The following is a 14,290-nucleotide window of genomic DNA, read 5'->3' as shown; positions in this document are numbered from 1 at the left end:
GCGGGGAACTCCGTACGGTCTTCGGCCACGGCCGGTGGAAAGCGGGGCAAACCCCTGATTCTACGACGGATCGGCTCAGACCCCCGTGCCGATGACGCGGGCGAGCCGCCGGTAGGAGTCCAGCAGCGCCTCGCGGTCGTACGTACTCGTGGTCACCAGGACCTCCTGCGGGCCGGTGTCCTCGAGGAGCGACTCCAGCTCGTCGGCGACCTGTTCCTCGGTGCCGGCGATGTGTCCGGCCAGACCGGCGGCGTACAGGTCGCGTTCCTTGGCGGTCACCGTCCGGGCCTCGACCTCCTCGGCCGGGGGCAGGGGAGGGAAGGAGCCGCGGGTGCGGGCGTGGGCCATGGACCAGGCCTCGGGAAGCAGGAGCCGCCGGGCGGCCTCGGGGGTGCCGGCCACGGCGATCGTGCCCGAGACGACGACGTACGGCTCCGGGCTCCACGCGGAGGGGCGGAACCCGGCGCGGTAGCGGTCGATGCCGCGGCGCATCCGGTCGCGGTCCCGCAGGTCCCCGATGACCATCGGTAGGCCCGCCCGGGCGGCGACGGCCGCGCCCTCGCCCATGGCCAGCACGAACGGCGGTACGGTCAACCCCTCCGCGGGGCGGGCGTGCACGCCCGTGGGGGAGGTGCCCCGGAACCAGCCGAGAAGCTCGGTCAGTTGCGCCTCGAAGTCGTCGGCGTCGTCCTTCTCCCGGCCCAGCGCCCTGCGCACGCCGTCGGTGAAGCCCACCGAGCGGCCGAGTCCCATGTCGATCCGGCCGGGGAAGAGCGACTCCAGCACGCCGAACTGCTCGGCGACGACCAGTGGCCGGTGGTTGGGCAGCATCACGCCGCCGGTGCCGACCCGGATGCTCCGCGTGGCACCGGCGACGCCGGCGGCCAGCACGGTCGGTGCCGAACCGGCCACCCCGGGTACGCCGTGGTGCTCGGCCACCCAGAACCGGTGGTAGCCGAGCCGCTCGGCCTCCCGCGCCAGTTCCACGGTGTCGCGCAGCGCCTGTGCGCCGGTGTGGCCCTCCCGGATGCGGGAGCGGTCGAGGACGGAGAAGCGGGTGGTCGCGATCACTGAGCTCACACGGTGTTCAACGTCCGCGCGGCGCCAGGATTCCCGGCAGGGCGTTCTAGAGTGGGCGGGTGACCGACCGCAGCAGGCCCCCGCTGGCCGTGTTCGACCTGGACAACACCCTCGCCGACACCGCGCACCGGCAGAGGTTCCTGGAGCGTCGGCCCCGCGACTGGGACGCCTTCTTCGCCGCCGCTCCGCACGATCCGCCGCTCACGGAGGGCGTCGCGCTGGTGCGGGAGAGCGCCGAGGAGTGCGGGATCGTCTATCTGACCGGACGGCCCGAGCGCTGCCGGCGCGACACGCTCGACTGGCTCGCCGCGCACGGCCTGCCCGAGGGGCCCGTGCACATGCGGGGCAACGCCGACCGCCGGCCCGCCCGGCGCACCAAGCTGGAGATCCTTCAGCGGCTCGCTCGCACCCGCGAGGTCCGGGTCCTGGTGGACGACGACGAGCTGGTGTGCGACGACGCCGAGCGGGCCGGATTCACCGTCGTCCGGGCGCGCTGGGCGGCCCGGTCGGCCGAGCTGCGCGTGGCGCAGGAGCGAGAGGGTCGCACCTGACGGCCCGGGTGGACCGGGAGCGGGGTACGTCCGGCAGCCGTCAGTCCGACTCCTCCAGGCGGAAGCCGAGCTTCAGGCCGACCTGCCAGTGCGCGACCTCCCCTTCCTCGATCTGACCGCGTACCTGGGTCACCTCGAACCAGTCCAGATTGCGCAGGGTCCGTGAGGCCCGGGTGATGCCGTTGCGGACGGCCTGGTCGACGCCGTCGGGCGAGGTGCCGACGATCTCGGTGACCCGGTAGGTGTGGTTCGACATACGGGTGCTCCCTTCCGCGGGGCGGTGTGTCGTCCGTCACTCCACCGTGCCCCAGGCCACGACGGAGCGCGAGGTGTCCGGGGGTCCGGCGGGACAACCGCTCGTCACCCCCTTGACCTCCGCATTGGTCCATACCAAAATCCCAGACACCCGTTCGAGCCTCGGGCTCGTCCCCCACGTCGGGTCTCCCTTTGCGTGCGCCGGACATCCCTGTCCGCCTCCGCCGCTGTCCGTCAGACAGAAGGACCCCTTGTGAGACGTCGCCTACTCGCCCTTGTCTGTGTGTCCGCCTCCCTGCTCAGTGGCTGCGGCATCCTGTCGCAGGACGGCGGGAGCGAGCGGCGCACCGTCACCGTGTGGCTGATGAAGGACAGTGCCTCACAGGGCTTCCTGGAGCGGTTCACCGAGGAGTTCGAGCGGAAGAACCCCGACCTCGACCTCGACGTCCGGATCCAGAAGTGGACGGGGATCGGCGACAAGGTGCAGACCGCGCTGAAGGCCGACGGCACGGACGGGCCCGACGTCATCGAGGTCGGCAACACCCAGGTCCCCCAGTACGCGGAGGGCGGCCGGCTCATGGATCTGACGCTGGAGTCGATGCGGGACTGGGGCAGCGACGACTGGCTGCCGGGCCTCACCGAACCGGGACGGTGGCTGTCCCAGCAGTACGGCATCCCCTGGTACGCCGCCAACCGCGTGGTCATCTACCGCAAGGACCTCTTCGAGCAGGCCGGCATCACCGAGCCGCCCCGCACCCGCGAGGAGTGGCTCACCGCCACCGAGAAGCTCGACTCGGGCGGTGACCAGGGCATCTACCTGGCCGGACAGGACTGGTACACCCTCTCCGGCTTCATCTGGGACGAGGGCGGCGAGCTGGCCGTGGAGGCGGGCGGAGCCTGGACGGGCGCCCTGGACTCCGAGGAGGCGCTGCGCGGCATGGACTTCTACCGCGAGTTGCAGGCACTGGGTGACGGCCCGCTCGACGCCGACGAGGAACACCCCCCGCAGGCCGGCGTGTTCGCCCAGGGGCGGGTCGCGCAGATCGTCTCGGTGCCCGGGCTCGCCCAGTCCATCGTGCGCGAGAACCCCGAACTCAAGGGCAAACTGGGCTTCTTCCCCGTGCCCGGCAAGAACGCCGACAAGCCCGGCGCCGTCTTCACCGGCGGCTCCGACCTCGTCGTCCCCAAGAACACCGACGAACACGACGGCGCCCTGGCCGTGGTCGAGGCGCTCGTGGGCACCAAGTGGAACACCGACCTGGCGCGCACCATGAACTATGTCCCGAACAAGAAGTCGCTCGCCAAGGCCGTCGCGGACGAGGAGGGGGTCGCCGCCATGGCGGCCGGCGCCGCGCAGGGCCGGGCGACCCCCGGCACCCCCCGGTGGGGCGCGGTCGAGGCGGACAACCCGATCAAGGACTACATGACGAAGGTGCTCACCGGGGGCGACGCGGAGTCGGAGGCCGGCAAGGCCTCCGACCGCATCACCGAACTGCTGGACCTCGACGCGCGCTGACGCACCACCGCGTCAGCGCGTCGTGGTCAGTACGTCGTCGTCAGCCGCGCGGTCGGCCGCCGTGGTCGGCCGCCACGCTCAGCGACTCGTGGCCAGCGGCCTGCTCAGCTCGCCACGCTCAGCGACAGCGCGAAACGGTCCTCGCCGTCCGTCCACCAGTGGGCCAGTTCCAGGCCGGCCGAGGCCAGCTCGGCCCGCACGCCCTCCTGCCGGAACTTCGCGGACACCTCGGTACGCAGCTCCTCCCCGTCCGCGAAGTCCACCGCCAGGTCAAGCGCCTTGATCTTGACCGTCTGCGCGGTGCGCGAGCGCAGCCGCATCTCGATCCACTCCTGCTCGGCATTCCACAGCGCCACGTGATCGAAGGCCGCGGGTGCGAAGTCGGCGTCCAGTTCCCGGTTGACGACGGACAGCACGTTCTTGTTGAACGCGGCCGTCACCCCGGCCGCGTCGTCGTACGCCCGGACCAGCACCCGCTCGTCCTTGACCAGGTCGGTGCCCAGTAGCAGGGCGTCGCCCGGGGAGAGCAGCGCGCGGACGGCGGCCAGGAACGCGGCGCGCTCGCCGGGCAGCAGGTTGCCGAGCGTACCGCCGAGGAACGCCACCAGCCGGGGGCCCGGTGTGCCGGGCAGCGTCAGCCCGCCGGTGAAGTCGGCGATCAGCGCGTGCACCTGGAGGTCCGGCCACTCGGCGACGAGCGCCTCGCCGGCCTGAGTGAGGGCGCTCTCGCTGACGTCGACCGGTACGTAGCCGCGCAGACCGGTCAGCGCGTCGAGCAGGATCCGCGTCTTCTCCGAGGAACCGGAACCCAGCTCCACCAGAGTGCGGGCGCCGGTCGCCGCGGCGATCTCGCCGGCCCGGCCGACGAGGATCTCCCGCTCGGCCCGGGTCGGGTAGTACTCGGGCAGCGCGGTGATCTCCTCGAACAGCTCGCTTCCCCGCGCGTCGTAGAACCACTTGGGCGGCAGCCACTTGGGCGTGCTCGTCAGGCCCGTCAGGACGTCGGCGCGCAGTGCGGTGTCCGTGGCGTCCTCGGGCAGCGTGCGGGTGAGACGGAACGGGCTCACGTACGGGGCTCCTTCGGAGAGACGGAAGCGTCTGCGAGGGCGGTGTCGCCCGGGTCCTTGAGCGGGGTGAGCAGCACCTCAGTGCGGCTCGCCGCGAGCAGGGTGCGGTCGGGAACCTCCTGCCAGTGCGGGTCGTCGTCGTACGGCTCCGAGGCGACGACCGTGCCGCCCCCGGGGCGGGCCAGGTGCCACAGGGTGTCGCCCCAGGTGGTGGCGGTGATGGTGTCGCCGTCGGTGAGCAGCAGGTTGAGCCGGGAGGCGGGGGCCGCCGCGGCGACCTCGAGCACCGTCTCGCCGAGCGCCCGGCCCGCGTCGTCCCCGGCGCGCAGGCGGGCCAGCACCAGCGCCCACACGAGCGCCGAGTCGCTGCGGGCCTCCAGTGACAGCAGGTCCCCGGGCGGCAGTGTCCCGGCCACCCGTGCCAGCGAGCCGGGCCAGCCCGCCACGGCGCCGTTGTGGCTGAACAGCCAGGTCCCCGCGGCGAACGGCGCCGCCGCGGCCTCCGCGTCGGCGCCCGACAGCGTGGCGTCCCGTACGGCGGCGAGCAGCGCGCCGGTCCGCACCACCCGGGCCAGATCGGCGAAGGACCGGTCCGCCCAGATCGGCCCGGCCCGGCGGTACCGCGCCGGCACCGGGTCGTCCCCGGCGTACCAGCCGACCCCGAAACCGTCGGCGTTGACCGTGCCGTACCGCTGGCGCCGGGGCGCCCAGGACTGGCGGTACAGGGCGTGCGGCGGAGCCACGAGGAGTCGGCCGAGCGGCTCCTCGGGGCCGGTGTAGGCAAGGTGACGACACATCAGGACCCTTCCGCCGTGCGGGCGGTGCGGAACCCGGAGAAGATCTGCCGCCGGACCGGATAGTCCCAGTTGCGGAACGTGCCCCGGCAGGCCACCGCGTCCACGGCGAAGGAACCGCCGCGCAGCACCTTGTACTCGGGCCCGAAGAACACCTCCGAGTACTCCTTGTACGGGAACGCCCGAAAGCCCGGGTACGGGGCGAAGTCGCTCGACGTCCACTCCCAGACATCGCCGATCAACTGCCGTACGCCGAGCGGTGACTCGCCTGCCGGATAGCTGCCCGCGGGCGCCGGGCGCAGATGGCGCTGGCCGAGGTTGGCATGGGCCGGGCCCGGGTCGGCGTCGCCCCACGGGTAGCGGGAGGAGCGGTCCCCGGCCGGGTCGTACCGGGCCGCCTTCTCCCACTCGGCCTCGGTGGGCAGCCGCCGCCCGGCCCAGCGGGCGTACGCGTCGGCCTCGTACCAGCACACGTGCACCACCGGTTCGTCGGCCGGAACCGCCTCGGTGACCCCGAAGCGGCGCCGCAGCCACTGCCCCCCGTCCCGGCGCCAGAACAGCGGGGCGGTGACGGAGTACCGGCGGATGTGGTCCCAACCCCCGGGAGCCCACCAGCGCGGGTCGTCGTAGCCGCCGTCGTCGATGAAGGCCTGGTAGGCGCCGTTGGTCACCGGCGTGGTGTCGAGGTAGTACGGCGCCACCTCGCGCCGGTGCGCGGGGCGTTCGTTGTCCAGGGCCCACGGCTCGGTCGACGTGCCCATCGTGAACGGTCCGCCGGGCACCAGGACCTCGGCCGGGCCGGTGAACAGCGGCACGGGGTCCGGGTCCGGGGCGGTCAGGGCCCGCGGCCCCTTGCGGAGCTGATGGGTGATCAGCATCGTCTCGTCGTGCTGCTGCTCGTGCTGGGCGATCATTCCGAAGGCGAAGCCCGCCTGAGTCAGCCGTGTCCCGTGGAACGCGGTGCTCTCCAGTACGTCCAGCGCCCGTCCGCGCACGTCGGACGCGTACCGGCGGGCCTCGGCGGGCGACAGCAGCGGCAGCTTCGGCCGCTCGGCGCGCGGGTGCTCGAAGGCGTCGTAGAGGCTGTCGATCTCGGGCCGTATCGCCTCCTGCCCGGCGACGGCGCGCAGCAGCCACTGTTCCTCCTGGTTGCCTATGTGCGCCAGGTCCCACACCAGCGGGGACATCAGCGGCGACACCTGGGCGGTCAGGTCGGGTCCCTCCACGCAGCTGGTCAGCAGCGTGGTGCGCTCGCGGGCCGTGACGAGCGTGGCCAGGGCCCGCTCGCGCAGCGCCTCGGCGTCGACGGCCGCTTCGGCGGCGGTGCCGGAAGCGGCGGCGGTGCCGGAGCCGGTGGGGTCGGTGGCGGTGGTGGGGTCGGTCATGGGCGGGTCTCCCTCCCGTGCGGGCCACGGCTCGCGCCGTCCGGCGTGTCCAGCAGGTCGTCGGCGGGACAGCGGCCTCTGAGGACGTAGCGCTCCAGGTACGCCGCGACGGCGTCCCTCACCTGCGCGGTGGCGCCGAGCCGGGGCAGGGCGGCGAGCGCCGCCGTGAAGCACACGGTGGCCGCCTCGCGCAGCTCCGGATCGGTGAGGGCGAGGCGGGCCGCGTCCCGGTACAGCGGGTTGTGCGGGGCGGGCAGGCCCAGCGTGCGCTCGGCGAGGGGCTTCACGGCCCGGTAGGCGGTCTCGGTGGCCTCCGCGTCGTCGAACAGCGCCGCCGTCACGGCCAGCGGCACCATCCACCCGTCGTCCCCGGGCTGCGCGTCGATCATGCGCAGCTCCAGGTGGCCGCGCGGCCGGACCGGCGGGAACAGGGTGGTGAGGTGGTAGTCGAGGTCTTCCCGGGTCGGCGGGCCCGGCGCCCGGCCCCTGATCCACTCCCGGAAGGTCAGACGCTCCGGCACCTCCCACGGCCCGTCCTCCCGGCGTACGCACATCACCGGCGCCTCAAGGACGTGCCGGGTCCAGGCGCCGCGCGGGTCGGAGTCCAGCGGGGGACCGCCCGCACGGCAGGGGCCGATCTGCGTCCACCGCAGCTGGCGGGTGGACCGCCAGCCGGTGGGCCGGCCGTCGGCCAGCGGGGAGTTGGCGAACGCGGCCACGAGGACCGCACCCAGCTGGTGGGCCAGCCACCAGCGGCGTACGTGACCGAGCGGGCCGGGTTCCTCGTGACCGGCGTCCACGCACACCTGCACGGACGCGGAGGCGCGCATCATGAAGCGGCCGCCGGGACCGGTGCGGTCGAGGCAGGCCTCCATGGCGTCGTAACGCGGTTGCCGCAGGTAGCGGCGGGGCGTGTGCCAGGGGGCGTGGCCGAGACCGACAAGGGCGAGACCGTCCTGGCGCAGGACCGCCCGGACGGCGTCGAGGTCGGCGGAGACGGAACCGACGCACTCCATCAGGGAGGCGGCGGGGAGCGAGCTCAACTCCAGCTGGCCGCCGGGTTCGACGGTCAGCGCCGACCTCAGGGGCACGGCGCGCAGTGCGGTGTACATCGCACGCAGTCGTTCGGGTGACACGGGGAGCCGCGGTGCGCGCGGCTCCTGGACGAGCCATTCCACTTCGACGCCGAGGAGCCTCGGCGGACCGGTCTTGAAGCAGATGCCGTGGACCAGCGCCTCGACCTCGGCTTCGGTGACAGTGGTGCGTGGCCGGGTGCAGCCACTTACCGCATCGGACATGTCGGGATCCTCCTGAGATTCCATCCATGCCGCCGACCCTTTTCGCAGTGGGCCGGGACGGCACACTCGTCCCACCCAAGACCCTCGTGCGGCTCCGCACAAGGGTGCGTACCGGGACGTACCGGCTCGGTAATCTCCACCACCCGGCTGTTCCCGGGGACTTTCCCCGTCGTTCCCGGGCCGGGAAACTCCGTTGCACCGCATCCCCAGCATCGCTCAGGATTCCCGCATGAGCACGACGGGGGAGGCCGCGCGGTGCGCGGTCATGGCGTCCACGGGGGTGGCGCCATGAGCGCGCGCCTGCGGGGCATCGCACAGCAGACCGAGCAGATCGTGATGGCGGGGTCCTACCGCGCGTCCGACGGGCGCGAGGTGTCGATCGCCGCGGCGGTCGAGGAGGCACGCGAGCGCACGCGGATGTTCGGGCCGGGGCCCGTGGAGCCGGCTCCGTCCGCTCCGCTGCGGACAGTCCTGGAGGTCACCGGCGAGAGCAGCCTGGAGGCCGCCCGCCGCCTCGGCGGCGAGGTCGCCGTGCTGAACTTCGCCTCCGCACGCAATCCCGGCGGCGGCTATCTGAACGGCGCGCAGGCCCAGGAAGAGGCCGTGTGCCGGGCCTCCGCCCTGTACACCTGCCTGCTGCGGGCCCGCGAGTTCTACGACCACCACCGCGCCCACCGCGACCCGTTCTACACCGACCGCGTCATCCACTCGCCCGGAGTGCCGGTCTTCCGCGACGACCGCGGCCGGCTGCTGGACGAGCCGTACACCGCGGGCTTCCTCACCTCCGCCGCACCCAACGCGGGCGTGGTGCTGCGCACAGCCCCCGAACGCGCCGCAGAGCTGCCCGCCGCCCTGGCCGCACGCGCCGGGCGGGTGCTGGAGACGGCCGCCGCCCACGGGTACCGCCGGCTGGTGCTCGGTGCCTGGGGCTGTGGGGTGTTCCGCAACGACCCCGCGCAGGTCGCGGGCGCGTTCCGGACGCTGCTCGGACCCGGCGGGCGGTTCGCGACGGCCTTCGAGCGGGTGACGTTCGGCATCCTGGACCGCACTACGGGCGGCACGGTCCGGGACGCCTTCGCGCGCACCTTCCCGCAGGGGGCGGACGGGCCCGGTCAGCTCCAGCCGTAGCGCTCCCGCAGCCGCTGCCGTACGAGGTCGAACCGCATCCGGTCCAGGGCGCACGCCTCACGGCGCATACCGGCGTCGTGCAGCCTGAGCACCCGGTCCACGTCGACCCACGAGTCGCGCCCGGAGCGGTCCCACGGTCCGCTCCCGAGCGGCACCCAGTCCCGGTTCCCGTCATGCCGCCGGCTGGACAACTGCACGGCCAGGACCGTGCCGCCCCCCTCCCGGGCGACGACGAGCACCGGCCGGTCCTTGCCCCGCCCGTCGTTCTCCTCGTAGGGCACCCACGTCCAGACGATCTCGCCGGGATCGGGGTCACCGTCGTGCGCGGGGGAGTACTCGGTACGCACCCGGCCCACGTCCCGGGCGTCGGCCTCGGTGGTGGCGGCGGGGCCGTAACGGCCGGGGACGGTGTGCTCGGTGTCGTCGGTGTAGGCGCTCACGGCCGTACCGTACGGGACAGCCGCGCGCCCGGGTGGCAGGCTGATCACAGGGGTCCGCGACCCGGGCCCCGACCGTACGAGGACAGAAGGCCGACGTCATGACCGACCAGCTCGCCGTGAGTGTTCTGGGCACCGGCATCATGGGTGCCGCGATGGCCCGCAACCTCGCCCGTGCCGGACACACCGTCCGGGCCTGGAACCGCAGCCGGGACAAGGCCGAGCCGCTGGCCGCCGACGGCGTGCGCATCGCCACCGGTCCAGAGGAGGCGGTGCGGGGCGCCGATGTCGTCCTCACCATGCTGTACGACGGCCCGGCCACCCTCGACGTCATGCGGCAGTCCGTCCCGGGTCTGCGCCCCGGCACCGCGTGGGCGCAGTCGACCACCGCCGGCGTCGACGCGGTCGCCGACCTGGCCGCCTTCGCCCACGAACGCGGCCTCGTCTTCTTCGACGCTCCCGTCCTCGGCACCCGCGCGCCCGCCGAGGCCGGTCAGCTCCTGGTCCTGGCCGCCGGCCCGTCCCACGCCCGGGAGACGGTGACGCCCGTGTTCGACGCCGTCGGCTCCCGCACGGTGTGGACCGGCGAGGACGGCGCGGCCGGCAGTGCCACCCGGCTGAAGCTGGTGGCCAACAGCTGGGTCCTCGCCGCCACCAACGCGGCCGGCGAGGTACTGGCACTCGCCAAGGCGCTGGGCGTCGACCCGGACGGCTTCTTCGACGCCATCGCCGGCGGACCGCTCGACATGGGCTACCTGCGCGCCAAGGCGGGCCTGATCCGTGACGGCGCGCTGACACCCGCCCAGTTCGCCGTCACCACCGCCGCGAAGGACGCCCGGCTGATCGTCGAGGCCGGCGAGGCGAACGGGGTCCGGCTCGACGTGGCCGCCGCCTGCGCCGAACGCCTGGCGCGAGCCGAGGAGCAGGGGCACGGCGACGAGGACATGGCGGCGGCGTACGTCGCCAGCTTCGAAGAGAAACTGTCCGACTGAGCTCACCCGGGGTACCGGGTGACCCAACGACCGCAACGACCGCAACGCCGATGCAGTCTCGGCACACATTGAGATCAGAGGAGTCCGCATGTCCAAGCCGCCGCTGCCGCCCGAGGCCGTCGAACTGCTGCGCCGCCCCAACCCGTGCGTCATGGCCACCCTCCGCTCGGACGGCGCGCCCGTCTCCACGCCGACCTGGTACCTGTGGGAGGACGACGGCCGGGTCCTGATCAACTTCGACGAGGGCCGGGTACGTCTCAAGCACGTGCGCCGGGACCCCCGCGTGACCCTCACCGTCCTCGCGGGCGACGACTGGTACACGCACGTCACCCTCATCGGCCGCGTCACCGAGACCCGCGACGACGAGGGCCTCACCGGCATCGACCGCCTCTCCAGGCACTACACGGGCAACCCCTACCCGGACCGCGTCCGTGCCCGGGTCAGCGCCTGGGTCGAGGTCGAGCGCTGGCACGGCTGGGGCGCGATGAAGGACAGCGACCAGGCGTCCACCTGAGAAGCGACCGACAAGGCCCCAGGGGCCGGCCACTGTCCGCGCAGCCGTCCGGCGTTCGAGGCCGCCGGGCTCACCCGTCGGAGTGAACCCGGCGGCCGGGTGCCGCCGTCGGGCGAGGCGGCCGGCCGGCAAGCGATTGCCAGAGCCGCCTTCTGGCGCACCGTCAATATCCGCGACATCGCTCCCGCACGGTCGACTGGCCCTCGTCCGGGCGCCGGCGGGAGTCTCCCCGGGTGTCGACACCTCGATCCGCCTCGTCTAGGATCCACGGCGCGGCATCGCGTGTCGGTCACCGTCCGGGTGAGGCATGGAGGCGCCGCGGAGATGCCCGTGGAGGCATTCACCCGTGTCAGTCGAGTTCAACCACACCATCGTTCTCTCCCAGGACCGGGAGAAGTCCGCTCGTTTTCTCGCCGGAATCCTGGGGCTGGAGGTCGGTGAGCCGGCCGGAGTGTTCCTGCCCGTGACGACCGCCAACGGCGTCAATCTCGATTTCGCCACCGTCGACATCGACATCCCGCCGCAGCACTACGCGTTCCTCGTCTCCGAGGGAGAATTCGACGCGATCCTCGCCCGGCTGGTCAAGGACGGGATCCCCATCCACGCCGACCCGCACGGCCGGCACCCGCGCCGGATCAACCGCGGTGACGGGGGGCGGGGCGTGTACTTCCGCGACCCGTCCGGGCACGGCATGGAGGCATTCACCCGCCCCTACGGCAGCGACCCGGCGTCGCCGCTGAACAGCGTCACGGAGGACGTGCCAGGGGCACGCTGACCGTCGTCGGCGGACCATTGTCCGACCTCCTCCGCATACTGGTGGCCTCTGGGAGCCGGACGTGAGGAGGGGGTGGCCGTGCGGACGGTGTACAGCGGTGAACTGCACGTCAGCTACGGGCAGTTCTACGTGGACAGCCGAAGCCGACGGGACGGGGACGACCCGGGGCCGTCATCGGCCTGCGCCGGGCAGACCAACGGTCTGTGCGGCGCGGCCGTCCCCGGGCACCTCTTCCTCGTCACGGGCCTGCACACCGGCCGCGTCGGTCTGACCGTCGAGGTGCACGGTGCGCCGCCGCCCCTCGACGACGGCTGGGAAGACGTGGTGGAGGCGTCCTTCCGGCCGGCTTCCGCCTCCACGGACGTCCTGCCGTGGGGCGACGGCCCCCTGTGCGCGCTGGACCTGCTCCCGGTCGACCACCGGGTGCGCTACTGCGGACGCGGCATGGACCGGGGGCGTCAGGAGGAGCTCGCCGTACTGGAAGGCGGCGCGCCGGTCGACCACTATCTGCTGCAGTTCTGGCCGGCCCCGCCCGCCGCGGACCTCGTCGTCCGGCAGACCTCACACAGCGCCGCCCACTGGCACCGGCACGCCCGGGGGCTGCCGCCGCCTCCCACTCCCGAGGAGCAGGCCGCACAGGAGCGTGCGGAGGCCCTGTCCTGGGGCGGACGGCTGCCCAGCCGACGCCTGCGCGAGGCCGGTTGCAACGCCCGGGGGCTCGTGCAGCTGGACCGCGACCTGCTCGACGCCGTCGACGCGGCGTGCCCGGCGACGCAGCGCGGTCTCGCCCGGTGGGCCGCCCACCGCGCCTTCACCGTGGCCGGGCTGGACGACGTCGACTGGATCACGCCCGCGCTGGCCGCGCTCGACCGCGGAGAGAACCTGCCGGCGCCGTTCGACGATCCCCAGCGGGTCTGGGACCGGTTCTTCGCCGACGACCGTATCCCCCACACCGTGGGGGACTCGTCGGCCGGATGCCACGACAACCTGCTCCGACGGGCGACGGCGATGCCCGCACTGCTCGCCGCGGCCGAACCGGACCCGCTGCGCGCCGCCCTTGACGCCCTCTTCGCCGCCGCGGTCACCTACGGCACCGACTACCCCACCCTGTTCGCGCAGGCCCGCCGCCGGTTTCCCACGCTGCGCCGGGAGAGACCGGGCTCCTAGGGGGCGGGGGGGGGCTGGATCTTGCCGGGGTCGCGGGGCCCGGCAAGAGCCAAACGCCCCCCGCCCCCTTTCTCCTACGCCGGTGCGCGGTCGTGCCGGAACAGCAGCAGCGGGGTCGCCAGGACGATTACGCCCGCGACCGCGATCGCCGTCCGCGGTCCGGTCAGGCCGGCCAGGAGGCCCCACACCGCGGTCAGCGCCGCGGTCGTCAGTTTCCCGCTGACCGACCAGGCGGACAGGGTGCGGACTACCCGGTCCGGCGGCGTCAGCTCGAGCCGGCGCGTGGCGAACACCGGATTGAAGACGCCCATGGAGGTGATCAGCCCGAACTCGACGACCATCACGAGGACGAGCCCGGCGGTGCCGGGGCCGACGAAGGCCAGCCCGACGGGCCAGCACACGCGCAGCACCCCGCTGGTGACCAGCACCCGGTGCTCCCCGAACCGCGCCACAAGCGGCTGAGCCAGCCTGGAACCGATCAGTCCGCCGACGCACGGCACCGCGAACGCGAGGCCGTACTGCCAGGGCGCGAAGCCCAGATCCGCCAGCATGAGGACGGCGAGCAGCGGCGCGGTCGCCATGATCAGACCGTTGACCAGGACCGTGTTGAAGAACAGCGGGCGCAGTCCCGGGACGGTGAGGAGATACCGCCAGCCGTCGAGCAGGTCACCGGCTCGCAGCCGGGGAGCGCCGGTGCGGTGGGGTCGCGGCCCAGGGTGCGGCTCCCCACCGCCGATCGCACGGATTCCCAGCGCCGACAGCAGATGACTGACCGCGTCGACCGTCACAGTGACCACCGGCCCGAAGATCCCGATCGCGGCCCCGCCGACCGGGGGCCCCAGCATGGTCGCGGTCCAGGCCGTCGCCTCGAACCGGCCGTTCGCGGTCAGCAGGTCCCCGGGCCGTACCAGGGCCTTGAGGAAGGAACCCGCGGCGGCCCTGAACGTGATGTCGGCCGCGGCCACGACCACCGACACGACCAGCAGCTGGGCGAAACCGAGCCGGCCGGTCGCGTACGCGACGGGCACACTCAGCAGCACCGCGCACCGGACCAGGTCCGTCGCGACCATCACCGGCCGCTTGCGCCGGAACTCCACCCACGGCCCCAGCGGCACCGCCACCACCGCGCCCACCGCGAGACCGGCCGCCGCGAGCGCCGCCACCTGCGCCGGGCCGGCGTCCAGCACCACGACCGCGATCAGCGGAAAGGCGTCGAACGCGAGCCGGGTGCCGAACGTGCTGACGGCGTACGCGGCCCACAGCCACCCGAACGGCCGCCCCAGCGACCTGCCACCCGCCACCCCGGACATCAACACGCCGGACATCAAAGC

The 14,290-nt window shown here is 73.4% G+C and carries 15 protein-coding genes; 7 read left to right on the top strand and 8 right to left on the bottom strand.

Features of this window, described 5'->3' with window-relative positions; all coding sequences use genetic code 11:
* Positions 1-75 precede the first annotated feature (75 nt).
* Positions 76-1,080: an LLM class flavin-dependent oxidoreductase gene (locus tag ABEA26_RS06645; protein ID WP_345590104.1), complete on the bottom strand. Its 1,005-nt coding sequence runs from the start codon at positions 1,078-1,080 to the stop codon at positions 76-78.
* Between the two features lie 59 nt (positions 1,081-1,139).
* Between ABEA26_RS06645 and ABEA26_RS06640 the strand changes: the two genes are divergently transcribed.
* On the top strand, positions 1,140-1,631 hold the full coding sequence (locus tag ABEA26_RS06640; protein WP_345590102.1) for a phosphatase domain-containing protein: 492 nt from the start codon (positions 1,140-1,142) through the stop codon (positions 1,629-1,631).
* A gap of 40 nt (positions 1,632-1,671) precedes the next feature.
* On the opposite strand, the gene ABEA26_RS06635 is transcribed toward ABEA26_RS06640, so the two are convergent.
* Positions 1,672-1,887, bottom strand: a complete 216-nt coding sequence (locus tag ABEA26_RS06635) for a dodecin (protein ID WP_345590100.1) — start codon at positions 1,885-1,887, stop codon at positions 1,672-1,674.
* Between the two features lie 252 nt (positions 1,888-2,139).
* Here ABEA26_RS06635 and ABEA26_RS06630 point away from each other — a divergent pair, with 252 nt between their 5' ends.
* Positions 2,140-3,402: an extracellular solute-binding protein gene (locus ABEA26_RS06630; RefSeq protein WP_345590099.1), complete on the top strand. Its 1,263-nt coding sequence runs from the start codon at positions 2,140-2,142 to the stop codon at positions 3,400-3,402.
* A 104-nt stretch (positions 3,403-3,506) separates the two neighbouring features.
* Here the strand turns inward: ABEA26_RS06630 and egtD are convergent, their stop codons facing one another.
* From egtD to egtA, 4 genes are read right to left on the bottom strand one after another with little or no spacing between them, the layout of a single operon-like run.
* Positions 3,507-4,469: an L-histidine N(alpha)-methyltransferase gene (gene egtD, locus ABEA26_RS06625; protein ID WP_345590098.1), complete on the bottom strand. Its 963-nt coding sequence runs from the start codon at positions 4,467-4,469 to the stop codon at positions 3,507-3,509.
* Positions 4,466-5,266 (bottom strand): ergothioneine biosynthesis protein EgtC, encoded by an 801-nt coding sequence (gene egtC / locus ABEA26_RS06620; protein WP_345590096.1) that lies wholly within the window; start codon positions 5,264-5,266, stop codon positions 4,466-4,468. Before egtC ends, egtD begins: the two co-directional genes overlap by 4 nt.
* Entirely contained in the window at positions 5,266-6,648 is a 1,383-nt protein-coding gene (egtB, locus tag ABEA26_RS06615; RefSeq protein ID WP_345590095.1) for an ergothioneine biosynthesis protein EgtB, read from the bottom strand. The genes egtC and egtB overlap by 1 nt, the downstream gene beginning before the upstream one ends.
* Positions 6,645-7,946, bottom strand: coding sequence for an ergothioneine biosynthesis glutamate--cysteine ligase EgtA (gene egtA, locus ABEA26_RS06610; protein ID WP_345590093.1), 1,302 nt, complete (start codon positions 7,944-7,946; stop codon positions 6,645-6,647). Before egtA ends, egtB begins: the two co-directional genes overlap by 4 nt.
* A 288-nt stretch (positions 7,947-8,234) precedes the next feature.
* Here egtA and ABEA26_RS06605 point away from each other — a divergent pair, with 288 nt between their 5' ends.
* Positions 8,235-9,074, top strand: a complete 840-nt coding sequence (locus tag ABEA26_RS06605) for a TIGR02452 family protein (RefSeq protein ID WP_345590091.1) — start codon at positions 8,235-8,237, stop codon at positions 9,072-9,074.
* Here ABEA26_RS06605 and ABEA26_RS06600 read toward each other — a convergent pair.
* Positions 9,059-9,514 (bottom strand): type II toxin-antitoxin system PemK/MazF family toxin, encoded by a 456-nt coding sequence (locus ABEA26_RS06600; protein ID WP_345590089.1) that lies wholly within the window; start codon positions 9,512-9,514, stop codon positions 9,059-9,061. The two genes, ABEA26_RS06605 and ABEA26_RS06600, sit on opposite strands and share 16 nt — an antisense overlap.
* A gap of 98 nt (positions 9,515-9,612) precedes the next feature.
* Between ABEA26_RS06600 and ABEA26_RS06595 the strand changes: the two genes are divergently transcribed.
* The 4 genes from ABEA26_RS06595 to ABEA26_RS06580 all read left to right on the top strand — a co-directional run bounded on the left by ABEA26_RS06595 (position 9,613) and on the right by ABEA26_RS06580 (position 12,959).
* The gene (locus ABEA26_RS06595) at positions 9,613-10,503 is read left to right on the top strand and encodes an NAD(P)-dependent oxidoreductase (RefSeq protein ID WP_345590088.1); all 891 of its coding nucleotides are present in this window, start codon (positions 9,613-9,615) and stop codon (positions 10,501-10,503) included.
* An 88-nt stretch (positions 10,504-10,591) separates the two neighbouring features.
* Complete coding sequence (locus ABEA26_RS06590; protein ID WP_279565610.1) at positions 10,592-11,017, top strand: PPOX class F420-dependent oxidoreductase; 426 nt, start codon at positions 10,592-10,594, stop codon at positions 11,015-11,017.
* A gap of 346 nt (positions 11,018-11,363) precedes the next feature.
* The gene (locus ABEA26_RS06585) at positions 11,364-11,792 is read left to right on the top strand and encodes a VOC family protein (protein WP_345590085.1); all 429 of its coding nucleotides are present in this window, start codon (positions 11,364-11,366) and stop codon (positions 11,790-11,792) included.
* A 78-nt stretch (positions 11,793-11,870) separates the two neighbouring features.
* A complete protein-coding gene (locus ABEA26_RS06580; protein WP_345590083.1) occupies positions 11,871-12,959 on the top strand; it encodes a hypothetical protein in 1,089 nt (362 codons plus the stop codon).
* A 74-nt stretch (positions 12,960-13,033) separates the two neighbouring features.
* On the opposite strand, the gene ABEA26_RS06575 is transcribed toward ABEA26_RS06580, so the two are convergent.
* Positions 13,034-14,284: an MFS transporter gene (locus ABEA26_RS06575; protein ID WP_345590081.1), complete on the bottom strand. Its 1,251-nt coding sequence runs from the start codon at positions 14,282-14,284 to the stop codon at positions 13,034-13,036.
* Positions 14,285-14,290: the final 6 nt, after the last annotated feature.

Origin of the sequence: Streptomyces marokkonensis, assembly GCF_039539045.1 — a bacterium.
In the GTDB taxonomy this organism is placed as follows: domain Bacteria; phylum Actinomycetota; class Actinomycetes; order Streptomycetales; family Streptomycetaceae; genus Streptomyces; species Streptomyces marokkonensis.
Note: the sequence above shows the minus strand (reverse complement) of the source record. Positions and strands in the feature narration are given on the sequence as shown.